Annotated in this window: 18 protein-coding genes; 6 read left to right on the top strand and 12 right to left on the bottom strand. The window is 61.0% G+C overall.

Annotation, left to right across the window (positions count from 1 at the left end):
* Positions 1-270: transposase (locus D7D26_RS09335; protein WP_147413033.1), on the top strand; the 270-nt coding region annotated here is incomplete at its 5' end.
* Between the two features lie 136 nt (positions 271-406).
* Here D7D26_RS09335 and D7D26_RS09330 read toward each other — a convergent pair.
* From D7D26_RS09330 to citD, 5 genes are all read right to left on the bottom strand, one after another.
* The gene (locus D7D26_RS09330) at positions 407-910 is read right to left on the bottom strand and encodes a LeuD/DmdB family oxidoreductase small subunit (protein ID WP_120372872.1); all 504 of its coding nucleotides are present in this window, start codon (positions 908-910) and stop codon (positions 407-409) included.
* A gap of 14 nt (positions 911-924) precedes the next feature.
* Positions 925-2,175, bottom strand: coding sequence for a 3-isopropylmalate dehydratase large subunit (locus D7D26_RS09325; protein ID WP_120372871.1), 1,251 nt, complete (start codon positions 2,173-2,175; stop codon positions 925-927).
* A 72-nt stretch (positions 2,176-2,247) separates the two neighbouring features.
* On the bottom strand, positions 2,248-3,657 hold the full coding sequence (gene citF, locus D7D26_RS09320) for a citrate lyase subunit alpha (protein ID WP_120372870.1): 1,410 nt from the start codon (positions 3,655-3,657) through the stop codon (positions 2,248-2,250).
* Positions 3,654-4,532 (bottom strand): HpcH/HpaI aldolase/citrate lyase family protein, encoded by an 879-nt coding sequence (locus D7D26_RS09315; protein WP_120372869.1) that lies wholly within the window; start codon positions 4,530-4,532, stop codon positions 3,654-3,656. The genes citF and D7D26_RS09315 overlap by 4 nt, the downstream gene beginning before the upstream one ends.
* Positions 4,533-4,802, bottom strand: a complete 270-nt coding sequence (gene citD, locus D7D26_RS09310; RefSeq protein WP_078016667.1) for a citrate lyase acyl carrier protein — start codon at positions 4,800-4,802, stop codon at positions 4,533-4,535.
* A gap of 227 nt (positions 4,803-5,029) precedes the next feature.
* Here citD and D7D26_RS09305 point away from each other — a divergent pair, with 227 nt between their 5' ends.
* Together D7D26_RS09305 and D7D26_RS09300 are read left to right on the top strand one after the other, a co-directional pair.
* Positions 5,030-6,208: an NAD(P)-dependent malic enzyme gene (locus tag D7D26_RS09305; RefSeq protein ID WP_078016668.1), complete on the top strand. Its 1,179-nt coding sequence runs from the start codon at positions 5,030-5,032 to the stop codon at positions 6,206-6,208.
* Between the two features lie 100 nt (positions 6,209-6,308).
* Positions 6,309-7,607 carry a 2-hydroxycarboxylate transporter family protein gene (locus D7D26_RS09300; protein WP_120372868.1) on the top strand — a complete coding sequence of 433 codons (1,299 nt, stop codon included), beginning with the start codon at positions 6,309-6,311 and terminating at the stop codon, positions 7,605-7,607.
* A gap of 258 nt (positions 7,608-7,865) precedes the next feature.
* Here D7D26_RS09300 and D7D26_RS09295 read toward each other — a convergent pair whose 3' ends face one another.
* Together D7D26_RS09295 and D7D26_RS09290 are read right to left on the bottom strand one after the other, a co-directional pair.
* Positions 7,866-9,809, bottom strand: coding sequence for a TRAP transporter permease (locus D7D26_RS09295; RefSeq protein WP_078016669.1), 1,944 nt, complete (start codon positions 9,807-9,809; stop codon positions 7,866-7,868).
* Between the two features lie 115 nt (positions 9,810-9,924).
* On the bottom strand, positions 9,925-10,872 hold the full coding sequence (locus D7D26_RS09290) for a TAXI family TRAP transporter solute-binding subunit (protein WP_078016670.1): 948 nt from the start codon (positions 10,870-10,872) through the stop codon (positions 9,925-9,927).
* A 245-nt stretch (positions 10,873-11,117) separates the two neighbouring features.
* On the opposite strand from D7D26_RS09290, the gene D7D26_RS09285 reads away from it, so the two are divergent.
* Positions 11,118-11,906, top strand: a complete 789-nt coding sequence (locus tag D7D26_RS09285; RefSeq protein WP_078016671.1) for an IclR family transcriptional regulator — start codon at positions 11,118-11,120, stop codon at positions 11,904-11,906.
* Between the two features lie 83 nt (positions 11,907-11,989).
* Here D7D26_RS09285 and D7D26_RS09280 read toward each other — a convergent pair whose 3' ends face one another.
* From D7D26_RS09280 to D7D26_RS09270, 3 genes are all read right to left on the bottom strand, one after another.
* Positions 11,990-13,351: an MATE family efflux transporter gene (locus D7D26_RS09280; RefSeq protein ID WP_120372867.1), complete on the bottom strand. Its 1,362-nt coding sequence runs from the start codon at positions 13,349-13,351 to the stop codon at positions 11,990-11,992.
* A 299-nt stretch (positions 13,352-13,650) separates the two neighbouring features.
* Positions 13,651-14,322 (bottom strand): GntR family transcriptional regulator, encoded by a 672-nt coding sequence (locus tag D7D26_RS09275; RefSeq protein ID WP_120372866.1) that lies wholly within the window; start codon positions 14,320-14,322, stop codon positions 13,651-13,653.
* 248 nt (positions 14,323-14,570) lie between these two features.
* A complete protein-coding gene (locus tag D7D26_RS09270) occupies positions 14,571-15,770 on the bottom strand; it encodes an FprA family A-type flavoprotein (protein ID WP_120372865.1) in 1,200 nt (399 codons plus the stop codon).
* Between the two features lie 231 nt (positions 15,771-16,001).
* Between D7D26_RS09270 and D7D26_RS09265 the strand changes: the two genes are divergently transcribed.
* Complete coding sequence (locus tag D7D26_RS09265) at positions 16,002-17,696, top strand: dipeptidase (protein WP_120372864.1); 1,695 nt, start codon at positions 16,002-16,004, stop codon at positions 17,694-17,696.
* A gap of 222 nt (positions 17,697-17,918) precedes the next feature.
* On the opposite strand, the gene D7D26_RS09260 is transcribed toward D7D26_RS09265, so the two are convergent.
* Together D7D26_RS09260 and D7D26_RS09255 are read right to left on the bottom strand one after the other, a co-directional pair.
* Complete coding sequence (locus D7D26_RS09260; RefSeq protein ID WP_078016677.1) at positions 17,919-18,605, bottom strand: response regulator; 687 nt, start codon at positions 18,603-18,605, stop codon at positions 17,919-17,921.
* Entirely contained in the window at positions 18,589-20,598 is a 2,010-nt protein-coding gene (locus tag D7D26_RS09255) for an ATP-binding protein (RefSeq protein ID WP_158606331.1), read from the bottom strand. Before D7D26_RS09255 ends, D7D26_RS09260 begins: the two co-directional genes overlap by 17 nt.
* Positions 20,599-21,205: 607 nt before the next feature.
* Here D7D26_RS09255 and D7D26_RS09250 point away from each other — a divergent pair.
* Positions 21,206-21,592 (top strand): arsenate reductase family protein, encoded by a 387-nt coding sequence (locus D7D26_RS09250; RefSeq protein WP_233543525.1) that lies wholly within the window; start codon positions 21,206-21,208, stop codon positions 21,590-21,592.
* Positions 21,593-21,877: the final 285 nt, after the last annotated feature.

Raw genomic sequence — 21,877 nt, 5'->3', positions numbered from 1 at the left:
GGGAGCAACGTCATCGGCGATAAGGCTTACGGTTCGCAAGCCATCAGAGAGTACATTACTTCTCGGGAGGGAAGTTACACTATCCCGCCGAAGAGCGATAATCCCGAACCGTGGTTTATAGATGAGCATGTTTACAAGGAACGACACTTGGTTGAATGTTTCTTTCAGAAAATCAAATGGTTCCGTAGAATTTTTACCCGCTATGACAAACTTGACGCTTCGTTTTTCGCTTTTGTTCTTGTTGCTGCCAGTGTTATTTTATTGAAATAATACAAGCTGAAATGTTTTTTTTAACAAGCCCTAGTATAAAGCACTGCGTATGAGTGGAGCGAAGTGATGCCATTTATCTTTCAAAGGCAGTGCTGTAATTTTGAGACAGCTTCTTTTGTGTCCGCTCATCCCCGCTTCAATGTCGGCCGTACCAGGCTTTCAGCAGCGGCTTGATGCCGCCGGCTTCGAGGATCGTCAAAGCGTAATCGCCGACGGGCTCGCAGGGCAGCTCTTCGCCGCTGGTTTCGTTTTTCAGCAGCGAACGGGACAAGTCGAGCGTGAGTCGGTCGCCGTCCCTGACTTTTTTCGAAACTCCGGGGCAGGCCACGAGCGGGATGCCGAGGTTGACGCCGTTGCGGAAGAAGATGCGCGCGAAGGACTCGGCGACGACGGCGCCGACGCCCACGGCCTTGAGGGTGACGGCGGCATGCTCGCGCGAGGAGCCGCAGCCGAAGTTCGTGCCGGCGACGATCAGGCCTCCGGGCCGGAAGCTGGCCGCAAAATCGGGATCGACGCCGACCATGGCGTGGCGCTTCACGTCGTCGGGATCGGTCTCGGAGAGGAAGCGCCCGGGATAGATCTGGTCGGTGTCGATGTTGCTGCCGAAGACGCGGGCGCGGCCGGAAATGATTTTGTCCATGGGATGCCTCCTGATCACAGGAATTCGGCGGGATCGACGATCTCGCCAGCGACCGCCGCAGCCGCTACGGCGGCGGGAGAGCCGAGGTAGATGCGCGCCTCGGCGCTGCCCATGCGGCCGGGAAAGTTGCGGCTCGAGGAGCTGATGCAGTTTTCGCCTCCCGCGAGCATGCCCTCGTGCGTGCCGAGGCAGGCGGCGCAGCCGGGCGTGACGAACGTGGCGCCGGCTTCGACGAGCGTCTCCATGACGCCGCTTCTGACGGCTTCAAGCAGCACTTTGCGGCTGGCCGGCACGACGACGAAGCGCGTGCCGCGCGGCACTTTCCGCCCCTTGACGACGCGCGCGGCGATTTCCAGATCCTCGAAGCGGCCGCCGGTACAGGTGCCGAGGAAGGCCTGCTGGATCTTCACGCCGGCGCAGTGCGAAACGGGATGCACGTTGTCGACGCTGTCCGGCTCGGCGATCTGCGGCTCGAGCGCGCCGACGTCGAAACGGTGCACGGCGGCATAACGGTAGTCGGGATCGGTATCGTACACCGTGCAGTCGTCGATACCAAGCCGTCTCATGTGCGCGAAGGTGACTTCGTCCGGCTGGATCCACGCCGTCTTGGCGCCGATCTCGGTGGTCATGTTGCACAGCGTCAGGCGTTCGCACAGCGGCATACGGCGCACGGCCTCGCCGCAGAACTCGATCACCTTGTAGACGCCGTAATCCGCTCCCAACGCGCCGATGACGTGCAGGATCGCGTCCTTGGCGAAGACGCCTTGGCGCGGCGCGCCATCGAGGACGATTTTGACCACTTCGGGCACGCGGAACCACAGCTGCCCGGAGATCAGGATCGCGGCCATGTCGGTGGCGCCGACGCCGGTGCCGAACGCCCCCAGCGCGCCGTGAGTGGTGGTGTGCGAATCGGTGATCACCATCAGGCGCCCGGGGCGCGAAAAGCCCTTGTCCACGCAGATCTGGTGGCAGACGCCCTCGTTCACGTCCATGAGATTGGCGATGCGCTGCGCCTCGCAGAACTCGCGGAACTGTTTCTGGTTGTCGGCCTGCTGGATCGACGAGGCCGGCGCGTAGTGGTCGAGAAACATCACCACGTTCTGCGGCGAATGGACGGCGACGCCGCCGATCTCGAAAAACGAGCGCACGGTCTGCAGATACAGATCGTTGATCCCGGCCACGTCGACCGTGCAGTTGACGATCTCGCCTGCCGCGACGGACGCGCGTCCGGCGTGGGCGGCGAGGATTTTTTCCGTTGCGTGCATTGCAGCATCTCCCCCCTGCGATGTCTGTGACAATGCGGGCCGTCCCGGTCAAAAGGATCGCCCCGCGCGAAATTATTTCACGTTCTTGATGCTGTCGATCTGAGTTCCGTCGCGGTATATGACCTTCGCCACCTCGCGGGTCCCGCGCGCGGGGCGGTTGGGCACGCCGGTCAGCTTCTCGGCCATGGCTTTGAGGTCGTGGATGTCCACGATCGTGACGCCCGCTTCGGCCAGACGACCGCGCAGGGCCGCGCGGGCCGGATTGACGGCCACGCCCTTCTGGGTGACGAGCACGTCGACCGTGCGGCCGGGAGTGGAAATCGTGGTGACGCGGTCGGTGACGATGGGCAGGCGGGCGCGGATCAGCGGCGCGACGACGATGCACAGTTTCGCCCCGGCGGCGACGTCGCTGTGGCCGCCGCTGCCACCCATGATGAAACCGTTGGAATCGGTGTGCACGTTGACGTTGAAGTCGGTGTCGATCTCCGTCGCGCCGAGGATGGCCGCGTCAAGGCTGTCGACGCAGCAGGACTTGGACGTAGGCGAGGCGTAGCGCGTCGCCGAAATTTCCACGTGACGCGGATCGTCGCGGATCGAGGCCACGGCGCCGAGGTCGAAGCACTGCACGTCCATGATGGAGCGGAAGCAGCCGGCGTTCAGCATATCGACGATGGCGCTGGTGATGCCGCCGAGGGCGTAGCCGCCCTGAATTTTTTCAGCCAACATCACGTCTTTGAGGAACGTGGCGGCAGCCAGCGAAGCTCCGCCCGCGCCCGTCTGGAAGGAAAACCCGTCTTTAAGCAGGCCGGAGGCGCGGATCACGTCGACGGTAGTGCGCGCCATGGCGAGAGCGACGGGATCGCGGGTGATGCGCGTGGTGCCGGAAACGATGCCCCGCGGATCGCCGATGCTGTCCACGGGGACGACGCTGTCGACCCACTGCTCCTGGATCAGCGCGTCCTCGAGCGGGTACGGGACAAGGTTGTCGGTGACGACGATCGTATGCCGGGCGCAGCGCGCGTCGGCTTCGGCGTAGCCGAGGGAGCCGCAGGCACTTTTGCCACGTTTGCCCGTGGCGTTGCCCATGGGATCGGCCGCGGGCGCGGCCACGAACGCCACGTCGATCGGCGTGACGCCGTTTTCGATGGCGCTCGGGCGGCCGCCGTGCGATCGGAAGACGACCGGCTCCTTCATGCCGCCCTCGGAGATGAAGCGACCGACCTTGGCGCCCATGTAGTTGGTCTCGATGCGGCCGACGAGACCGCTTTTGACGTGATCGATAATGGAGCTCTGCACGTCGAACACGGAGCTGCTGTTGAGCGTCAGACCGCGGTAGCCCATGGCGGCCAGTTCGGCCAGGACCATGTTCATCACGCCGTCGCCGTTGCGCAGGTGATGATGGAACGAGATCCTCATGCCGTCTTTCAGCCCGGAGCGGAGGACGGCGTCTTTCAGCGTGGCGACGACTTTGCTGTCTTTCATTCTTCGCGTCCTCCTTTGGCGATGGCTTCGGCCATGGCGATGGTCTGCTCGGCGCGCGCGACGATCGGCTTGTCGATCATCTTGCCGTACAGCGAGACGGCGCCGCGCCCCTGCTCCTTGGCCTGGCGGATGGCGGCGAGCACTTCGCGGGCGTAGTCGATCTCCTTCTGTGCCGGGCTGAACGCCTCGTTGACGGCGCGCACGTGGCGCGGCGAGATCACGGCCTTGCCGCTGAATCCCATGCTGCGCGCGAACCGCGCGTCCCTGGCGGCGCCTTCGTCGTCGTTGACGTCGGTGAACGGCGTGTCGTAGACGTCGATCCCGGCGGCGCGGGCGGCCGAAACCATGCGGCTGCGCGCGTAGAAGATCTCCGTTCCTTCCTTGGTGCGGGGGCAGCGCAGGTCGGCGGTCAGGTCTTCGGCGCCGAGGAAGATCGCCGCCACGCGCGGCGAAGCCGAAGCGACGGCGTAGGCGTTTTCCAGCCCGCGCGCCGTCTCGATCAGCGGGATCAGCTTCACGGTCCCGGCGGGAAGTCCGTGTCGTTTTTCCACTTCGGCCATGTAGGCGTCGAGCGTCGCGACGTCTTCCGCGCCGCCGACTTTGGCGGGCATGATCAAGTCGGGACGCAGCGGCACGATCTCGTCGAGGTCGGCCTGCCAGTACGGCGTGTCGAGCGAGTTGATGCGCACGGTCAATTCGACGTTTTCGAAGCCGAGCGCTTCGATGGCGTTGCGCACGAGGATGCGGGCGGCGTCTTTCTGGTCCGGCGCGACGGCATCCTCGAGGTCGAGGATGACGTTGTCGGCGCCGAGCGCGTCGCCGTTGACGATGATGTTGGGAGTGTTGCCCGGCAGGAACAGCATGGAACGGCGCATTTACTTTTCCTCCTCCGCCGCGCGTTTGATCGCGGTCTCCACGCGGGCGCGGATCGTGCAGTCGAGCGCGCCGCGATCGACGACGCGCAGCGACGCGTTTTCCACCGCGAACTCCTTCAGCACCTCGCGCACGGTCTTCTCGATCGAAGCGCCGAACTGCGCCGTCACGACCGATTCCAGTTCGACGGCAACGCCGCGCCCCGGTTCGATCTCCACCAGCGCGTCGCTCGATTCCAGCGTGCCGGCAACGGCTTTTCTCCTGATCTCCAAACGGCATCCCTCCCTGTCAAAAAAACGAAGCGGCCCTTCTTCAGCGCCGACGGATCATCCGAATCGTTTTTATTCTAGCACGGGCGCTCCGTCTGTAAACGATGTTTTTCGTCAGTCGTTGAGAAACAAAAATACGGCATTTCCGAAGAGTTTCGTGTATAATAGAAAAAATTATAACGTTTTGTTTACAGCAGTCTATGCTCCACATTCAAAAGGAGGAGTTCTCAATGGCAGAAAAAACGATTTACGAAATCGCGCTGGAGCGCCACAAGGAAACCGTGGGCAAGTTCGCCATGGTCAGCAAGATGCCCGTCACCAACATGCAGGAACTGGCCGTGGCCTACACGCCCGGCGTCGCCGAACCGTGCCGCGTCATCAACAAAAAGCCGGAAGAAGTTTACACTTACACGTCCAAGAGCAACGTCGTCGCCGTCGTCAGCGACGGCAGCGCCGTGCTCGGTCTCGGCAACATCGGCGCCAAGGCCGCCATCCCCGTGATGGAAGGCAAGTGCTGTCTCTTCAAGAACTTCGCGGGCATCGACGCGATCCCCATCTGCATCGAGACGCAGGACACCGAAGAGATCATCGGCATCGTCAAGAACATCACCGCCACGCTCGGCGGCATCAACCTGGAAGACATCGCCGCGCCGCGCTGTTTCGAGATCGAGGACCGTCTCAAGGCCGTCTGCGACATCCCCGTCTTCCACGACGACCAGCACGGCACCGCCGTGATCCTGCTCAGCGCCGTGATCAACGCGCTCAAAGTCGTGGGCAAGAAGATCGGCGACGTGAAGATCATCCTCAACGGCGCCGGAGCGGCCGGCACGGCCATCAGCAAGATGCTGACGCTGGCCGGGGCGAAGAACATCGTCGCCCTCGACAGCAAGGGGGCTCTGTCCGACGACATGGAGCTCGCCCCCGCCAAGCTCGCGCTCGCCAAGATCACCAATCCGAATCACGAAAAAGGCCAGCTGGCCGACGTGATCAAAGGTGCCGACATCTTCCTCGGCACCTCCGTCGGCGGCGCGCTCAAGGCAGAGATGGTCAAGACCATGGCGCCGAAGGCGATCATCTTCGCCATGGCCAACCCCGTGCCGGAGATCTTCCCCGACGAAGCCAAGGCCGCCGGCGCGATGGTCGTCGGCACCGGGCGCTCGGATTTTCCCAACCAGGTCAACAACTGCCTCGGCTTCCCCGGCATCTTCCGCGGCGCGCTCGACTGCCGCGCCACGCAGATCAACGACGAAATGCAGCTGGCCGCCGCCTATGCGCTGGCCGCGCTGATCCCCGACGAAGAACTGACGCCCGACCATATCATCGCCGACTCGTTCGACAAGCGCGTCGTGCCCGCGGTGGCGAAAGCCGTGGCCGACGCCGCCCGCAAGACCGGCGTGGCGCGGCTGTAAAAACTTTTCCATCCCCTATGGTTGTACCGGCGCGGCGTCGCTCGGGCCGAGCCAACGTCGCGCCGCGAAAAATTTTCCGTTCTGAGGAGGAATTCCACAAATGTCTGAAGAAAGCAAAAGCCTCAGGCTGTTCAACATGCCCTGGCAGATCTTCGCCGTCTTCGCGGCCATCGTCCTTGTGGCGACGTATATGGGCGTGCTGCCCAAAGGCATGATCGGCGCCTTTCCGTTCATGATCGTCGTCGGCGCCGTTCTCAACGAGATCGGCAACCGTTGCCCGATCGTCAACACCTACCTCGGCGGCGGCGCCATCGTCATCATTTTCGGCATGGCGACACTCTGTTATTATCATCTCATTCCCGACGCGACCGTCAAGATCGTCACGAACTTCATGAAAGGCGAAGGCTTCCTCGACTTCTACATCGCCGCGCTGATCTGCGGCTCGATCCTCGGCATGAACCGCGATCTGCTGATCCGCGCCGCGATCCGCTATCTGCCCGCCATCGTCGGCGGCGTCGCCGTAGCGATCGGCCTGGCCGGGCTGGTCGGCGAACTGACCGGTTACGGCGCCAAGCAGGCCATCCTTTACATCGCCGTGCCGATCATGGGCGGCGGCATGGGCGCCGGCGCGGTGCCGCTGTCGAAGATCTTCGGCGAGACGCTGGCGCAGAAACCCGAAGACATCATCAACATCATGATCCCCGCCGTCGCCCTCGGCAACGCCATGGCCATCGTCGCCGGCGGGCTGCTCAGCAAACTCGGCAAGTCGTTCCCCTGCCTCACCGGCAACGGCGATCTGCTCATCACCAAGGGCGCCGACGACGCCATTCAAGCCGACGAAGAATTTCTCAAAAAGCGCGATGCCATCAGCCTGACGGTCATGGGCGTCGGCCTGCTGCTGGCGACGGCATTCTTCGCCTGGGGACGCATCGTCGCGTTCTTCATTCCCAAGATCCACAGCTACGCCTGGATGATCATCTCCGTCGCCGTCGTCAAGGCGCTGGGGATTCTTCCCCAGTATTACGAGATCTGCTGCTACCAGTGGTTCCAGTTCGTCATGAAGAACCTCACGGCCGTCCTGCTCGCCGGCATCGGCGTGGCTTACACCGACCTCGGCCAGATCATTTCCGCCTTCTCCGGCCAGTACCTGTTGCTCGTCGGCGTGACGGTGTTCGGCGCCATCATCGGTTCAGGCCTCGTCGGTCGCCTCGTCGGCTTTTATCCCGTTGAGTCGGCCATCACCGCCGGGCTCTGCATGGCCAATATGGGCGGCACGGGCGACGTGGCCGTCCTTTCCGCGGCCCATCGCATGGAACTGATGCCCTTCGCGCAGATCTCCTCCCGCATCGGCGGTGCCTTCATGCTGATCCTCGCCAGCGTGCTGCTGCAGATCATTTAATGCGTAGAGTAGTGAAAGCGGAGAAAATTAAACAAAAGATGTCATCAAGTCACAAAGGGAAACGAATGAAATAACAAGCCCCCCTGACAGCCCAGTTGCCATCAGGGGGGCGTTTGTAATGTTCCACGTGGAACATTTTCGATCAATGAAGATCCATCAGTTTTTTCGCGTTTTATACCGCGCACCAATTCCTTTCGGATGCTATGCCACGTTTTCAACGAGGCTGTGAGCCGACCGCGAGTGACAATTTTTACCGTCTCAGACCGAGGCGTTCGGACTCGTTCTGCCCCTGGTCGCCAGCCAAAGGAGAACGAGGGCCGCCAGGCCCACCGCGTCGCTCAGAGTGCCGGGATAAAGCAGAGCCAGGGAGCCGACCAGCGCCAGAAGGCGTTCATACCAGCGCAGCGGCGCCATGAAAAAGTTCTCGGTGAAGCAGGACAGCAGGAACACGCCCACCACGGCGGAAATCATCGCCTGGAACGTGACGAACCAGTTCGTGACGTTGGTCAGCAGGATCTCGGGAGCCAGCACGAAGATGAACGGCACGATAAAACCCGGCAGAGCCAGCTTGACGCCGGTAAAAGCCGTCCGGTTGGGATCGGCGTTGGCCAGGCCGGCAGCCGTGTAGGCGCCCACGCAGACCGGCGGCGTCACCGACGAGAGGACGGCGTAAAAAAACACGAACATATGCGCGTCCAAACCTCTTACGCCGAGCAGAGTCAAGGCGGGGGCCGCCACAGCGCTGGCCATGACGTAGCTCGCCGTCGTCGGCATGCCCATGCCGAGCAGCGTCGCGATCAGCAGCGTCACGCACATGGTCAGGACCAAATGTCCCCGCGTCAGCGCCAGCACGGCATCGCCGATGCGCAGGGCCACGCCCGTGGCGCCCATCATGCCGATGACGTTGCCGACGATGATGCAGGCCATGGCGACCGAAAGGGCGCCCAGCGAACCGTCTTTCAGCGTGTTGACGAACGTCGTCAGGTCCATGCGGTCGGATTTCTTCACGAAGCTCAGCAGCACGCAGCAGCCGATGCCCCAGCAGCCGGAATAGAGCGGATTGTACCCCTTGACCAGGAAGTAGACGATCACGAACAGAGGGATCGCTTTGTAGCCGCTCTTGACCAGGACTTCTCCGGCCCGGGGGAGCGTCTCCTTCGGCAGCCCTTTCAGGCCGAGGCGCGAAGCCTCGAGGCTGAGCGAACACCAGATGCCCCAGAAGTACAGCAGAGCGGGAACGATCGCGCAGAGCAGAACCTGAGTGTAGGGAATGTTCAGCGTATCGGCGATGATGAACGCTGCGGCTCCCATGACGGGAGGCATGATCTGCCCGCCGGTGGAGGCGGCCGCTTCGACGGCGCCGGCAAAGTGCGGTTCGTAGCCGATGCTTTTCATCAGAGGGATCGTGAAGGCGCCCGTCGTCGCCACGTTGGCCGACGTGCTGCCGCTGATCGTGCCCATCAGAGCGCTGGAGAGCACGGAGATCTTGGCGGGGCCGCCCTTCAGATGCCCTGTCAAGGCCATGGAAATGTCGTTGAAGAAATCCGACGTCTTCGTGGACGTCAAAAAGGCGCCGAAGAGCACGAACAGGTAAATGTACGTGGCCGAAACGCCCGTCACCAAACCGAAGAGGCCGTCCGTCGTCAGATAGAGCTCTTCGATGATGCGCGGGACCGACAGGCCGAAGTGTTGAATGGGGCCGGGCATCGAGCGCCCGAAGTAGGCAAACAGCAAAAACAGGAAGCAGAAGATCGGCAGCGGCCAGCCAAGCACGCGCCGCCCAGCGATAAACACCAGCGCGGTGAAGACGCCGCCAAGCCAGAGCTCGTAGCTGTAAACTTCACCGGCGCGAGTGGCGATGCTTTCATACGCGAAGAACACGTAAAGAGCGCAGGCGCCCGACGCGATCGCAAAGATCCAGTCAAGAGCCGTGGCGCGGTCGCGCGGCGATCTTTTCGCGGCCGGGTAAAGCAGGAAAATCATGGGAAGAATGAAAGCGACGTGAAAACTGCGCTGCTGCATCGTCGGCAGCACGCCGAAAAAGGCGGTGTAAAGCTGAAAGACCGCCAACGCGACGGCCAGGACCGTGATCAGCGTACCCATCGCTCCCGTGAAGGTACGGCGTTTGCCCGTTTTTTTCTGAAGCTGCCGAGCCTGAACGTTGGCGTCGGCAACGCTCTGGGCTGAAATGCGCGTCGTCATCGAGAAAAATCCCCCTCGTCTCAAAAACACATATTTTATAAAAGGCCAAGGACCGTGCAAAAACAGGGAGAGCCGGCAGGACTCTCCCTGTTCGATTTTCGCCGCGAGATCGTCTTTACTTAATCAGACCGATCTCCTTGTAATACTTGAGCGCGCCGGGATGGATCTCCATGGCGCAGCCGTCGAGGGCATGCTCGCGGCCGAAGTTGGAGAAATACGCGGGAAGACGCTTTTTCAACTCCTCCTGCCCCTCGAACATGGCCTTGACCGTCTTGTACACGACGTCCTCGCTCACTTTTTCGTCGGACAGCAGCACGCCAATGGCCGCGATCGTGTTGACGTCGTCGGGATGCTTGTCGTAAGTGCCGCCGGGGATGGTCGCAAGAGCAAAATAAGGATGCTCCTTGACGATCTGCTGACGCTTGTCCTCGTCGATGGACAAAAGGCGCACGCCGCCGGTGATCATGTCGGTGACCTGAGCGTTGGGCGCGGTCGTGGTCCAAAAGTTGCCCTGAACCTCGCCGGTCTTCAGGGCTTCGGCGCTCTCGGTCTTGCCGTAACGGTTGATCGTCACGTCTTCGTCCTTGATGCCGTAGGCGTTCAGAATAATGCGGCTATACGTCTCGATCCCCTGCCCGATGGCGCCGTAATCGATGCGTTTGCCGCGGAAATCGGCGACGCTCTTCATGTCTTCGCCGCTGACCAGGACATGACACGGCATCGGATAGATGGCGGCGACGAAACGGATGCTCTTCACGGGCGCCTTGAAGGGGCCGGAGCCGTTCAAAGCCTCGTCGACCGTGGCGGACTGACACATGCCGAACTCCATATCGCCTTTCGCCAAGCCGTTGACGTTCTTTGTGGAACCGCCGGTCACCGCCGTATAGTTGACGCCGTTCTTGGCCGCGTTGCCGATCTGGGCAATCGTGTTGCCGATCAGATAGAATCCGCCGCCTACGCTGCTCGTACCGATGCGGGCGAAGTCAACCGCAAAACCGGCCGCTGCCGTCATTCCCAAGAACGCTGCTGCCGCGCAAACGCTTTTCACTGTCTTACGAATCATAACTGCTGCCTCCTCCTCAATGTTCTGACATTTTCTTAAGCAAACGAGCACTGCATTTTACATGATGAAAGCAACTTTTACTAAGCGAACCCAATTATGAAACACCTTTTCCCCTTTGTCAATGAGCAAATAATGTTTCTTTGTTACACACTGACTTCCATATTATGAAATAAAATGATAAAATTTTTGTAGCGCCAGTGAGTTCTTGAGAGTCTAGACTTTCACTCAAAAAACGAGGGGGAAAAATGTCTGCAAAATCAGTCAACGGAGTTTCATCGATAAGAAAATGTCTGTCAGTGCTCGACTGCTTTTCCGAGGATGCCCCACAGCTCTCGCTGACCGCCGTCACGAAAAAAACCGGTTTTTCCATGCCCACCACGCTGCGAGTTCTTGCGGCGCTGTGCGAGGAAGGCTTTCTTGAGCGCGACGCCAATCGTCTCTACCGCGTGAGCTGGAAGGCCTACCGCCTGGGCAAACTCTTTCAGGCGCACGACTCCATCAAAAACGCCGTGCTGCCGGTCATGCGGCGGCTGCGCGACGTATTCGGCGAAACGGTCAGTCTCTATTACAAACATGACATCTGGCGCGTCTGCGTCGAACAAGCGGTCAGCCTTCACGAGCTGAAGCGCATTTCTCATCCCGGCTCCTACTATCCGCTCTGGGCCGGCGCCACCGCAAAGATCTTTCTCGGCTTCATGACGTCCGACGAGATTCGACGCGTGTACGCGGAGGCTCCGCAGGATCGGAAGGAACGCTGGGCTCAGTTCCTCGGCGAAGTCGCCGAGGCGCGGCAGCGTGGTTACGCCGTCAGTCTGGCCGAACGCGAGGAAGGCACGTCGTCCATCGCCTGCCCGCTCTTCGACTTTATGGGCAAGCTGACGGCCTGCCTGTGTATCTCCGGCCCCAGCTTCCGTTTCACCGACGAGATCAAGGCGAAAGCAGCTCCCGTTATCGTCAGGGAATGCCGTGAACTTTCCCGTTCCTTCGGCGCGCCCGATTCGGCCTTCGGGACGCGCTCCCAAGCCCGGGGCTGACGCCGGGAGCGCCATTTCCGTCTCCATACAGTACGGGGCGGCAGCTTTTGAATTCATTCCAAAAGCTGCCGCCCCGTACTGCGTCATTTTTCGGTACGAAGCGAGGCCATCGCTTCGTACCGACGGCGCTTCGCCAGGTAATAGCCGAGCGTCAGCGCCGCGGTAACCGCCCAGGCAAGCGGATAGCCGACATAGACGTGGATGATGCGGTGATCCAGCGCCAGCGCTACCGCCAGATAGAGCTGGCGCAGCACGACCATACCGATCAGCGAAAGGATCATGGGAACGCGCGTGTCGCCGTAGCCGCGCAGCGTGCCCAAGCAGACTTCGCGCAGGGCCATGAAACCGTAAAACGGCAGCATCACGTGCATCATGTCGATGCCGGCCGCTACGACGGCGGGCGCGTCGTTGAACAGTCTGATGCAGTACGGAGCGGCGGCGAAGAGCACGGCGCTGACGGTAAAGCAGTACGTCAGGGACAACAGCAGGCAGCTTTTGAAGCCGTGCTTGACGCGCTCGGCCTTGCGGGCGCCGACGTTCTGGCTCACGAAAGTGGTCTGTGCCATGCCGAAACCTTTGCAGGGCAGCGCCACGAAGCGATCGATCCGCTGCGTGGCCCCCAGTCCAGCCATCGCCGCCGCGTCGAAGCCGCTGATGTAGCGCCACACGAACAAGTTCGAGAAGGAGATCAGGCAGTTCTGCATTCCCGCCGGCATGCCGATCGAGATCACACGGCGCAGGATTTCCCGTTCGCGGGACAGTTCGCCGAAGGTGAGCCGGAAACTGCCGTCGTGCTTTTTCAGCCGGAAGGAGACGATGAACACTGCTACCATCTGCGAGACCACGGTCGCTGCGCTGACGCCGGCGACGCCCCAGCCCCAGACCACGACGAAGAGCAGATCGAGAACGATGTTGAGAGCGCAGACCAGCACGAGGACGTTGAACGGGCCGCGCGAATCGCCGACGGCGCGCAGCAGGCCGGCCGCCACGTTGTAGACGACGGTGAAGAGAATCCCGGCCAGATAGATGCGCAGATAGACGACGGCGTCGCCGTAAACTTCCGCCGGCACGGAGATCAGGCCAAGCAGTCCCGGCGCGGCGAAGATGCCGACGCCTGAGAGGATCAGTCCGAGCGCGGCCGCAAAGGCAAAGGCGGTGCGCATGGCGGCGCCGAGACGTTCGCGTTCGCCGCCGCCGAAATACCGGGCCGCGATCACCGAGGCGCCGATGGACATGCCGTTGAAAAATCCCACCACCATCTGCGAAACGGCCGAGCACACGCTGACGACCGCCAGCGCCTTGTCGCCGACGAAATTGCCGACGACCATCGAATCCACCGTGTTATAAAGGTTCTGGAGCATTTCCGCCAGAACGATGGGCACCGCAAAGGCGACGATCTTTCCGATGATGCCGCCCCGAGTGAAGTCTACCGTCCGCCCCGCCACGATTCATCCCCCATTTCCCGATCGTCGCCAAGATTTTTTCACTTTAGATTCGTTCGCGCGGTTTGTCGATCGACCGAAAAACAAAAGCTCCTTCCGCAGGAATCCACTCGGAAGGAGCGACCGACAGCGCCGGAAAAGCATCTCTCATTCGTGACTCAAACAACGAATGCCCGCCAAGCCCTCCGGGGGAGAGCCTCGACGCGAGCTGCGCAGGCCGCGCAGCGGTCGAGATGCTCCCGAGCGGCTGGACGCCCACGGAGAGCGGCGCCTCAGTTGTCGTTTCCTATCGAGGATCGGCGTCACTGATCGGGGCGGTAAGCTTTGTCCAGCATGTAGCTTTCAATGCGGTTTTCTCCCAGCGCCGCCAAATCGCCGCTTCTCAGGTTTTTCACGATGTTGGTGTGGAACGTGAGGATGCTTTCCAGGTCCTCGAGGCCGACGTTGTGGATCATGTACTGGAACAGGCGCGAATAGGTCTTCTTCAGGAGCTCGGAAGTCCAGGACAGTCCCGAGATCCCGTGGATATAGAAGTGGAAGCGGCATTCCAGATCGAAGAAATCCAGCTGTCCCTCCTGAAGGTTTTTCTCGAAGGCCGCGCGGATATCACGGTAATCGTCGATGCACTTCATCAGATACCGGTAATGTTCGTCGTTCAGCAGATGGTTTTTCACGATCCGAGAATAGACTTTCGACTCGAGCAGTAAGCGCACATCGTAGATCTCCCCCACGTCGGCATTGGTGTACTGCAGCACCAGGGCGCCGCGCCGCGGCAGAGTTTTGACGATGCCGTAGGACTCGAGGATCTTCAGCGCCTCGCGCACCGGAGAGCGGCTTACCTTGAGCTCTTCGGCCACGTCGTTCTCGCGGATGAACGAGCCGGGCTGGAAGCGTTTTCTCACCAACAGCTGGCGGTGCAAATAACGCGTCACTTCCTCGGTAACGGACTGGGGAATTGCGGACTGATACGACATTTTATCATCTCCTCGGAGAAAACAATTTCACGGCAAAATTTTTTCTCGCAGCATAGAACGGCTCTTTCAAGAGATCGCGTCTTTCGCGTAAAGCGCCTTCAATGAACGGGAAGAACGACGACCCCAGCCTCGATAAAACGCCTGGCAATGACAAAGAAACTCGGGACGAAGCCGTCATCCTGCGGAGGCTTCGTCCCGAGTTCTGCGCTCTCCTGCCGGACGGTGGAACGCGTAAAATTTTGCCGACGTTATTCTGCTCGAATCCGACGCGCCATCTCCGCGCCCACCTCGCGCAGGGCGGCTTCGTCGGCTTCGGTGGGGCAGCTTTTCACTTCCACGACCTTCTCGATCGGATCCCAGCCGGGCTTGGCGGCCAGCGCCTGCAGCGGCTTGAGCTCGGCGCCCTTGCTCCACGAATAGCAGCCGGCGACGGCGAGCACGCGGCCGCTGAGCTTGCAGTTGTCGATCTTTTCCACCACGGGCATCATGGCCGGGAACATGCCCATGTTGTAGCAGCAGCTCAGCAGCGCCAAGCCGCGGCTGCGCCACGCGTCGCGGATGATCCAGCTCAGGTCGGCCGTGCCGGCGTCGTAGACTTTGACGTCCGTCACGCCGCCGCCGCACAGGCCGTCGGCGACGCACTCGGCCATGCGGGCGGTGTTGCCGTACATGGAACCGTAGACGATCACGGCGCTCTGCGTCGTCTCCTGGCGGCTCATGCCGTCGTAAAGGCGGACGATTTTTTCCACGCCTTCGCCGCGGTGGACGGGGCCGTGGGACGGGCAGATCATCTTGATCGGCAGCGCCGCGGCTTTCTTGAGGGCGGCCTGCACGTTGACGCTGAAGCGCCCCACGATGGTGGCGTAATAGCGGCGCGCCTCGCCGGTATAAACGTGCATGTCCAGCTCGTCGCCGAAGATGCCGCCGTTGAGCGCGCCGTAGCTGCCGAACGCGTCGCAGGTGAAGGCGATGCCGCTGGAGTTCTCGAAGGAGATCATCGTCTCGGGCCAGTGCACCATCGGGATCGTCGCGAAAGTGAGGCTGCGGGCGCCCAGCGTCAGAGTTTCGCCGTCCTTCACTTCTTTCGCGTTCACGGACGGGCCGTAGAACTGGCCGATGAAGGCGAGCGCCTGTTTGTCGGCGACGACGGCGATGTTGGGGTACACCTGGCGCAGCATGCGGATGGCGCTGGAATGGTCGGGTTCGACGTGGTTGACGATCAGATAGTCCACGGGACGGGCGCCGATGATGCTCTGGATGCGCTCGAGATATTCGCCGAAGAACTCGGCCTTGACGCCGTCGATCAGCGCCACCTTTTCGTCGTCGATCAGATAGGAATTGTAGGAGACGCCGTAGGGCAGCGACCACAGATTTTCAAAGAGCGGCGTCTTGCGGTCGTTGACGCCGACCCACCAGATTTTGTCCGAGACAGAAATCGCCTTCAACATGAAAAAAAACCTCCCGGTCCAGAGTGTACTTTGACGCGCCGTGGGCACGAAACGATGGATATATGAAAACTATATCATTATACGATCCGGAGTCGGGACATGCAAGGCGGGCGAAAGCCCTTGCTCCCCGCGCCCGCCGCGGACGGCCCAAAAATTTTTCCGCAAAAAAACGGCGGGAGGTTATAATGATCGGCAGGACACGATCACATTTTTGCAAGGAGGTTTTTCGCGATGTTTTTCTCCGTTCTTCTCGTCCTTCTGACGCTGGGCGCGTTGCTGGCGTCCGCCTCCGCGGCGCGGGGCTGCACGACCATGGGAGCGGGACGCCAAGCCACCGCCGACGGTTCGGTGCTGGTCACTCACAGCTGCGACGGCTGGTACGACCAGCGCCTTCGCGTGATCCGCGGCGGCGACCACGCGCCCGGCGAGACGGTCGACATTTACAACGTCATGTGCCACGCCAACCACCCCGCCGAGCCGCTGCGCAAGGTTGGCTCTGTGCCTCAGGCGGCGCGCACGTACACCTATTTCCAGATCGCCTATCCGTTCATGAACGAACGTCAGGTCATCATCGGCGAGTTCACCTGGACGGGCCGGCCAGAGCTGGCGTCGCCGCAGGGCATCTTCTACATCGAAAATCTCGAGGCGCTGGCGCTGGCCCGCTGCGCCACCGCGCGCGACGCCGTGCGCCTGATGGGACAGTTCGCCGAACAATACGGCTACGCCGACGGCGGCGAAACGCTGGTCGTCGGCGACCCCAACGAAGCCTGGGTCTTCGAGATCGTTGGCGCCGGAACGGACTGGGAGCCGGGCTGCGGACGTCCCGGCGCGCACTGGGCGGCGCGGCGCATCCCCGACGACGGCTTTTTCGTGGGCGCCAACCGCTCGCGCCTCGGCGTCATCGAACTGGCCGAGAGCGACGCGCTCATGCTCGGCTCGGAGCTGACCGCGTACCCGGAAAAACAGGGCTGGTGGAAGCGGGGCGAGCCGTTCGACTTCTCCGGGATCTTCAATCCCGAACCGTACGGCTACGCCTTTTACGCCTCGCGCCGCGAGTGGCGCGCGCTGAACCTCGTCGCGCCGTCGCAGCAGTTCCCCGTCGTCACCTGCCGCGAAGCCTATCCGTTCAGCGTCGTTCCCGACAAGAAGCTGACCGTGCGGGATCTGATGGACGTTTACAGCGACCATCTCGAAGGCACCGAGTACGACCTCACCAAGGGACTGGCGGCCGGCCCCTTCGGCTGCCCCGTGCGCTGGTTCACGCCCGCCGCGAGCCGTCCCGAAGGGCGCAAAACCGACGACTGGGAGCGCTCCATCGCCATCTACCGCTGCGCGTACAGTTTCGTGGCGCAGTGCCGCGGCTGGCTGCCCGATCCCGTGGGCGGCGTGCTGTGGTTCGGGCTGGGTTCTCCCGATACGACCGTCTACGTGCCGGTCTACTGCGGCGCGCTGGACGTACCCGCGCCGTGGAGCGAGGGCAAGAGCCACGTCTTCGACCGCGACTGCGCCTGGTGGGCGTTTACGCTGGTCAACAACTGGGCCTGTCTGAGATGGGACGCCATGTACAGGGACATCCGCGCCCGCCGCGCCCGGTACGAAGAGCGTTTCTTCGCCGCGCAGACGGGCTTCGAGAACGAGATCGCCGACCTCTGCTCCCGCGGCCGCGAAGAAGAAGCCGCCCGGCGCGTTACCGAACACACCTGCGCGCAGATGGACGAGCTGTGCGAGGGGTGGTGGAGCTTCGCCTTCGAGCTGATCGGAAAGTACCACGACGGCGGCGTGATGACGCCTCAGGGCGCGATGACGACGCCCGGCTATCCTGCCGAGTGGCTGGAACGGGTCGATTTCGGCGCGACGTCGGAACGCGACCTGAAAAAACTGGGCGGCCAAAAGCTCAGCGGCTCGTTCTCGGGCATTTCGCTGTAAAGAAACAAGACAAGACGACACAATGGGGGGAGGGCGAGCAGCCGGATAAAATCCAGCCGTTCGCCCTCCCCCATTTTCGACGGAAAACGCCTGATTTCTTTTTCTCGTCGTCGCGCCGTCCCGGCATCTTTCGGGATCCAACACGGAATGTTCCACGTGGAACATCAAAAATCGGGAAATGAGACAAAAAACTTTCGCGTCACGGCGACGTCACCGCGATTTTCATTTCCTCAGCGCGTAACGGTTCGTGGGACGGCCGACTTTCTGATATTCCAGCTCCAGCGTCGCCTCGCCGGCGGCGACCAGATATTCCAGATAGCGGCGCGCCGTGATGCGCGAGATCTTGAGGGCCTGCGCCGTTTCAACGGAAGACAGCGGCGAGGCGGCGTGCCCGAGGAGGTTCTTCACCTGCTGCAGCGTCTGCGGGTTCAGCCCCTTGGGCAGATCGTTGGCGGCCGTATCCTTCTGCTGGACTTGAAGCAGTTTGTCCAGCTCCTTCTGATCGATCTGGTCGGCGCCGCGGTTGAGACGGTTTTCCAGCTGCTGGAACGAACGCAGCGACGTCTGGATGCGTTCGAAGACGAAGGGCTTGATCACGTAATCGAAAGCCCCCGCCTTGAGCACGGCGTTGATCGTGTTGGTGTCGCGCGACGCCGACACGACGATGACGCCGACGGTACGGTTCATCTCGCGGATCCTCTGCAGCGTGGCCACGCCGTCCATGCCCGGCAAAAAGACGTCCAGGATCACGAGGCGGACGGGATGCCGCTGCAAAAACTCCAGCGCGTCCTTGCCGCTGGAGACCACTCCCGCGACGATAAATCCCGGGACGGCGCCGATAAACTGGCGATGGATCGCCGCCACCATCGGATCGTCTTCGACAATGAGCACATCAATAGCTTCCGGCATCAGAGAGCTCCTCCTGTTTCTTCGGAAGAGGGATCGTCACGGTGAAATCCGTGTACTCCCCCTCCGCAAAATCCACTGAAATGTCGCCGCCAAGCGACGTTACGATATTGCTGATCGTATAAAGTCCAAAGCCCGAAGGGCGGCCTCTTTTCTTGGTGCTGAACCCCTTGTCGAAAAGCCGTTCCGCGATGCGGGCGTTCATCAGCCCGGCGTTGTCGCGCACGCTCAGGAAGATGTAGCCCGATTCGTCGTACATGGAAAAACGGATCTCGGAACGTTCGTCGACGCCCTTTTCCTGAAGCGCTTCCACCGCGTTCTGCATCAGATTGCCGACGACGATCACCAGCGACCGCTCGCTGATCTCGGCGCTGTGATCGGCGCAGGAGCTGTCGGCTTCGAGAACAAAATTGATGCCCTGCTCGCGGCACAGTCCGGCTTTGCCCATCAGCACGCCGCAGACGGCGGCGTTTTTGATCCGCTCCGTCATGAACGAATGCGCCGACTGGCTCGAATCGGTCTCCGCGGCGATGTAGGCCACCGCCTTGTCGTACTGTCCCAGCTGGATCAGGCCGGAAATGGCCTGGAGCGTGTTCATGAACTCGTGATTGTGGATGCGCAGCGACTCCACGTACATCTTCACGCCCGTCATCTCCTCCGCCATGGCCTGCAGCTCGGAAAGGTCGCGCAGCGTGACGATGGCGCCGTAGCAGCGGCCGCTGATGAACACCGGCACTTTGTTGCACGACACCAGCGCCTCGCGCAGGTTCTGCTCGAGATTGTACACGGGCTGACAGTCGTCGATCACCCTGCGGATGTCGAGCCCGGGGATCAGTTCGTCGGCGATCTTGCCGACGTCGCTGTCCTTCAGGTCCAGCAGCAGCTTGGCGATGCGGTTCAGCATCGTGATCCGCCCCGCGGGATCGACGGCCAGGATCCCATCGCAGACGAAATCGAGGATCCGGTCGCGCTCGTTGGAAGCGATGCGGATCTTTCGCTTCAGTTCGTGGTTCCAGAAGAGGATCGCGCCGACGAACAGCAAAACGACACAGCCCGCCTGTACGAGAATCCGCGGACTGAGCAGGAATTCATCGTATTGCCCCAGCCATTTGTTCATCACGGCGTTATAGCGCCCGTCGAGCTTCATTTCCGCCAGCGCATGTCCGATCTTGAGCGTCATCGCCACGTCGCCGTGCAGCACCACCAGACCGCGCTCGTAGGACTGCAGCGGCAGCTTGCGCGCGTCGATGGCATAGCGGTAACGCCGCGTCTGCTCCAGCTGATAGCGCCCCTGAAACGTCTCGCAGACAAAGGCGTCGCACATGCCCGCCGCCAGGATGCGCAGCCCGTCGGCTGCGGACGGACAGTGCATGATCTCTTTTTTGAAGCCCAGATTCGTCAAAAATTTTTCTTCCGGCGCGCCGGCAACGACGCAGATCCTTTTTCCGCGCAGCTCGTTCAGCCCGTCGGTCCGTCCGCTCGGCAGGAATACGGTCGACGATTCCCACAGGAACGGCAGGGCGAAGCACAGCGAATCCCGCTCCGCCTCGGGAAAGCCCTCGAGGATCCGCGCCACGTTCTCGGCCATGCCGGGATCGATCGGGTCGAGATTGCGCACGGGAAGATACCCGAATCGTTCCTGCTCGGGATCGACCGGGTAGAGCGAACCGAGCACGATCTCCGGCTGGATCTGGTACATGGAGTTTCTCACGTCCCCCGCGCCGCGCGGCGAAAGGAGAAAGCGCATCTTCTCCTTCTGAGCGATCAGCTCGAGCAGATCGACGTACACGCCCCGCATTGTGCCGCGAGAGTCGATCTGAAGATACGGAGGCTGCGTCTCCATACAGAGCACGCGTATTGTCCGCCCTTCGCCCGCGCCGATCACCATGTCGGGCACCGCTTCAACCCCAGCGGCGGTTTTTCCGCTCCACAGGATCTGCATCAGACAAAAGAGCGGCAGAGTCGTTCGCAACACCGCACGGAAAATTCTCGTCATCTCAGCACCGTCACTCGTTCGGATGATCGATATTGTCATCTTGCGAATCCGCGCAAAAAGACAAAGATCTTGTTTGTTAATAATAACACATACCGAATAAAAAGAGGAGCCTTATGCAAAATGGGGTCAAACATCAGAGAGTAAAGAAGGCGATGCCGTTCGGCAAAAGCAATGAATTCGGATTTCTCCATGGAATCACAACGACGTCCGCAGCGTTGACGGTGTTTCTCGTAGCTTTTCTGGGTTTCAGCTTTGCATCTTGTTTTGTCCCCTTGTACAACCTCGTTTGATCTCATCGCGCACCGCGTTGGGGACGCAGTTGAGCTCTTTGACTCTTTGAATGACCGACCACCCGTCTTTGGGACGTCCCTAAATTGGTATCCGGTCAGCGTAAGTCAGATGTTTTCCCTTTCGGCGTCCTTCTGTGGTAGAATTGCCTCACAGCAGCATCCTCCGTGGCGGTGTCGATTGGCGCTTATTTAGGGGGCTTGTTTTACTTCTTCCCCTCCCGGATGTTCAACTTCACTTTGCAATGAGCCATCACGAGTATCCGTGTGGTGTAGATTCAGGACAAAGCCGGCCGCGCTGCTGAGTCGCCGGTGCGATCATGGAACGGAGCGTGAAAAGCATGAATCTTTTTCTCTGTTACGACAGATGCAGCACATGCAAAAAAGCCGAACAGTGGCTGAAAGACAACGGCGTCTCCTACGAAAAGCGCCCTATCGTGGACGCTCGCCCCACGGTCGCCGAACTGCGCGCGTGGCACGAAAAAAGCGGTCTGCCTGTGCGGCGCTTTTTCAACACAAGCGGAATACTCTACCGTTCGCTGAACGTCAAGGACCGCCTGCCCGGCATGTCCGACGAGGAAGCGTATGAGCTTCTGGCCACAGACGGGATGCTCGTCAAGCGTCCTCTGCTGGTTACGCCTGAAGCCGTGCTGCCCGGCTTCAAAGAAGCGGACTGGGCCAAGGCCCTGAAAAAACAGCGCCTGTGAAAAACGCGCATCGCGTCAATCATGAGGCCGTCTCAATTGAGGCGGCCTCTTTGCTATATCTTTGATGAGCTCTATGCAGTGCTACAGCACTGCATAGAAGCGGAACGAAGCGGTATCATGTATCTTGAAAGACAGTTCTGTAGTTTTGGGACAGTGTCAATAGCCAATAAAAATGTCACCATAACTGCTCATTAAAAAAGTCACCCCCTCACACTCTCATCACAGCAAGACACCTCGAAAGAACTCCCCATCGTGCCGCCATAACAACGTCTACGCGAACGTACA

Origin of the sequence: Pyramidobacter sp. CG50-2, from assembly GCF_003612005.1 — a bacterium.
GTDB lineage: Bacteria > Synergistota > Synergistia > Synergistales > Dethiosulfovibrionaceae > Pyramidobacter.
The sequence above is the reverse complement of the archived record's forward strand: the minus strand, read 5'-3'. Positions and strand labels throughout refer to the sequence as shown.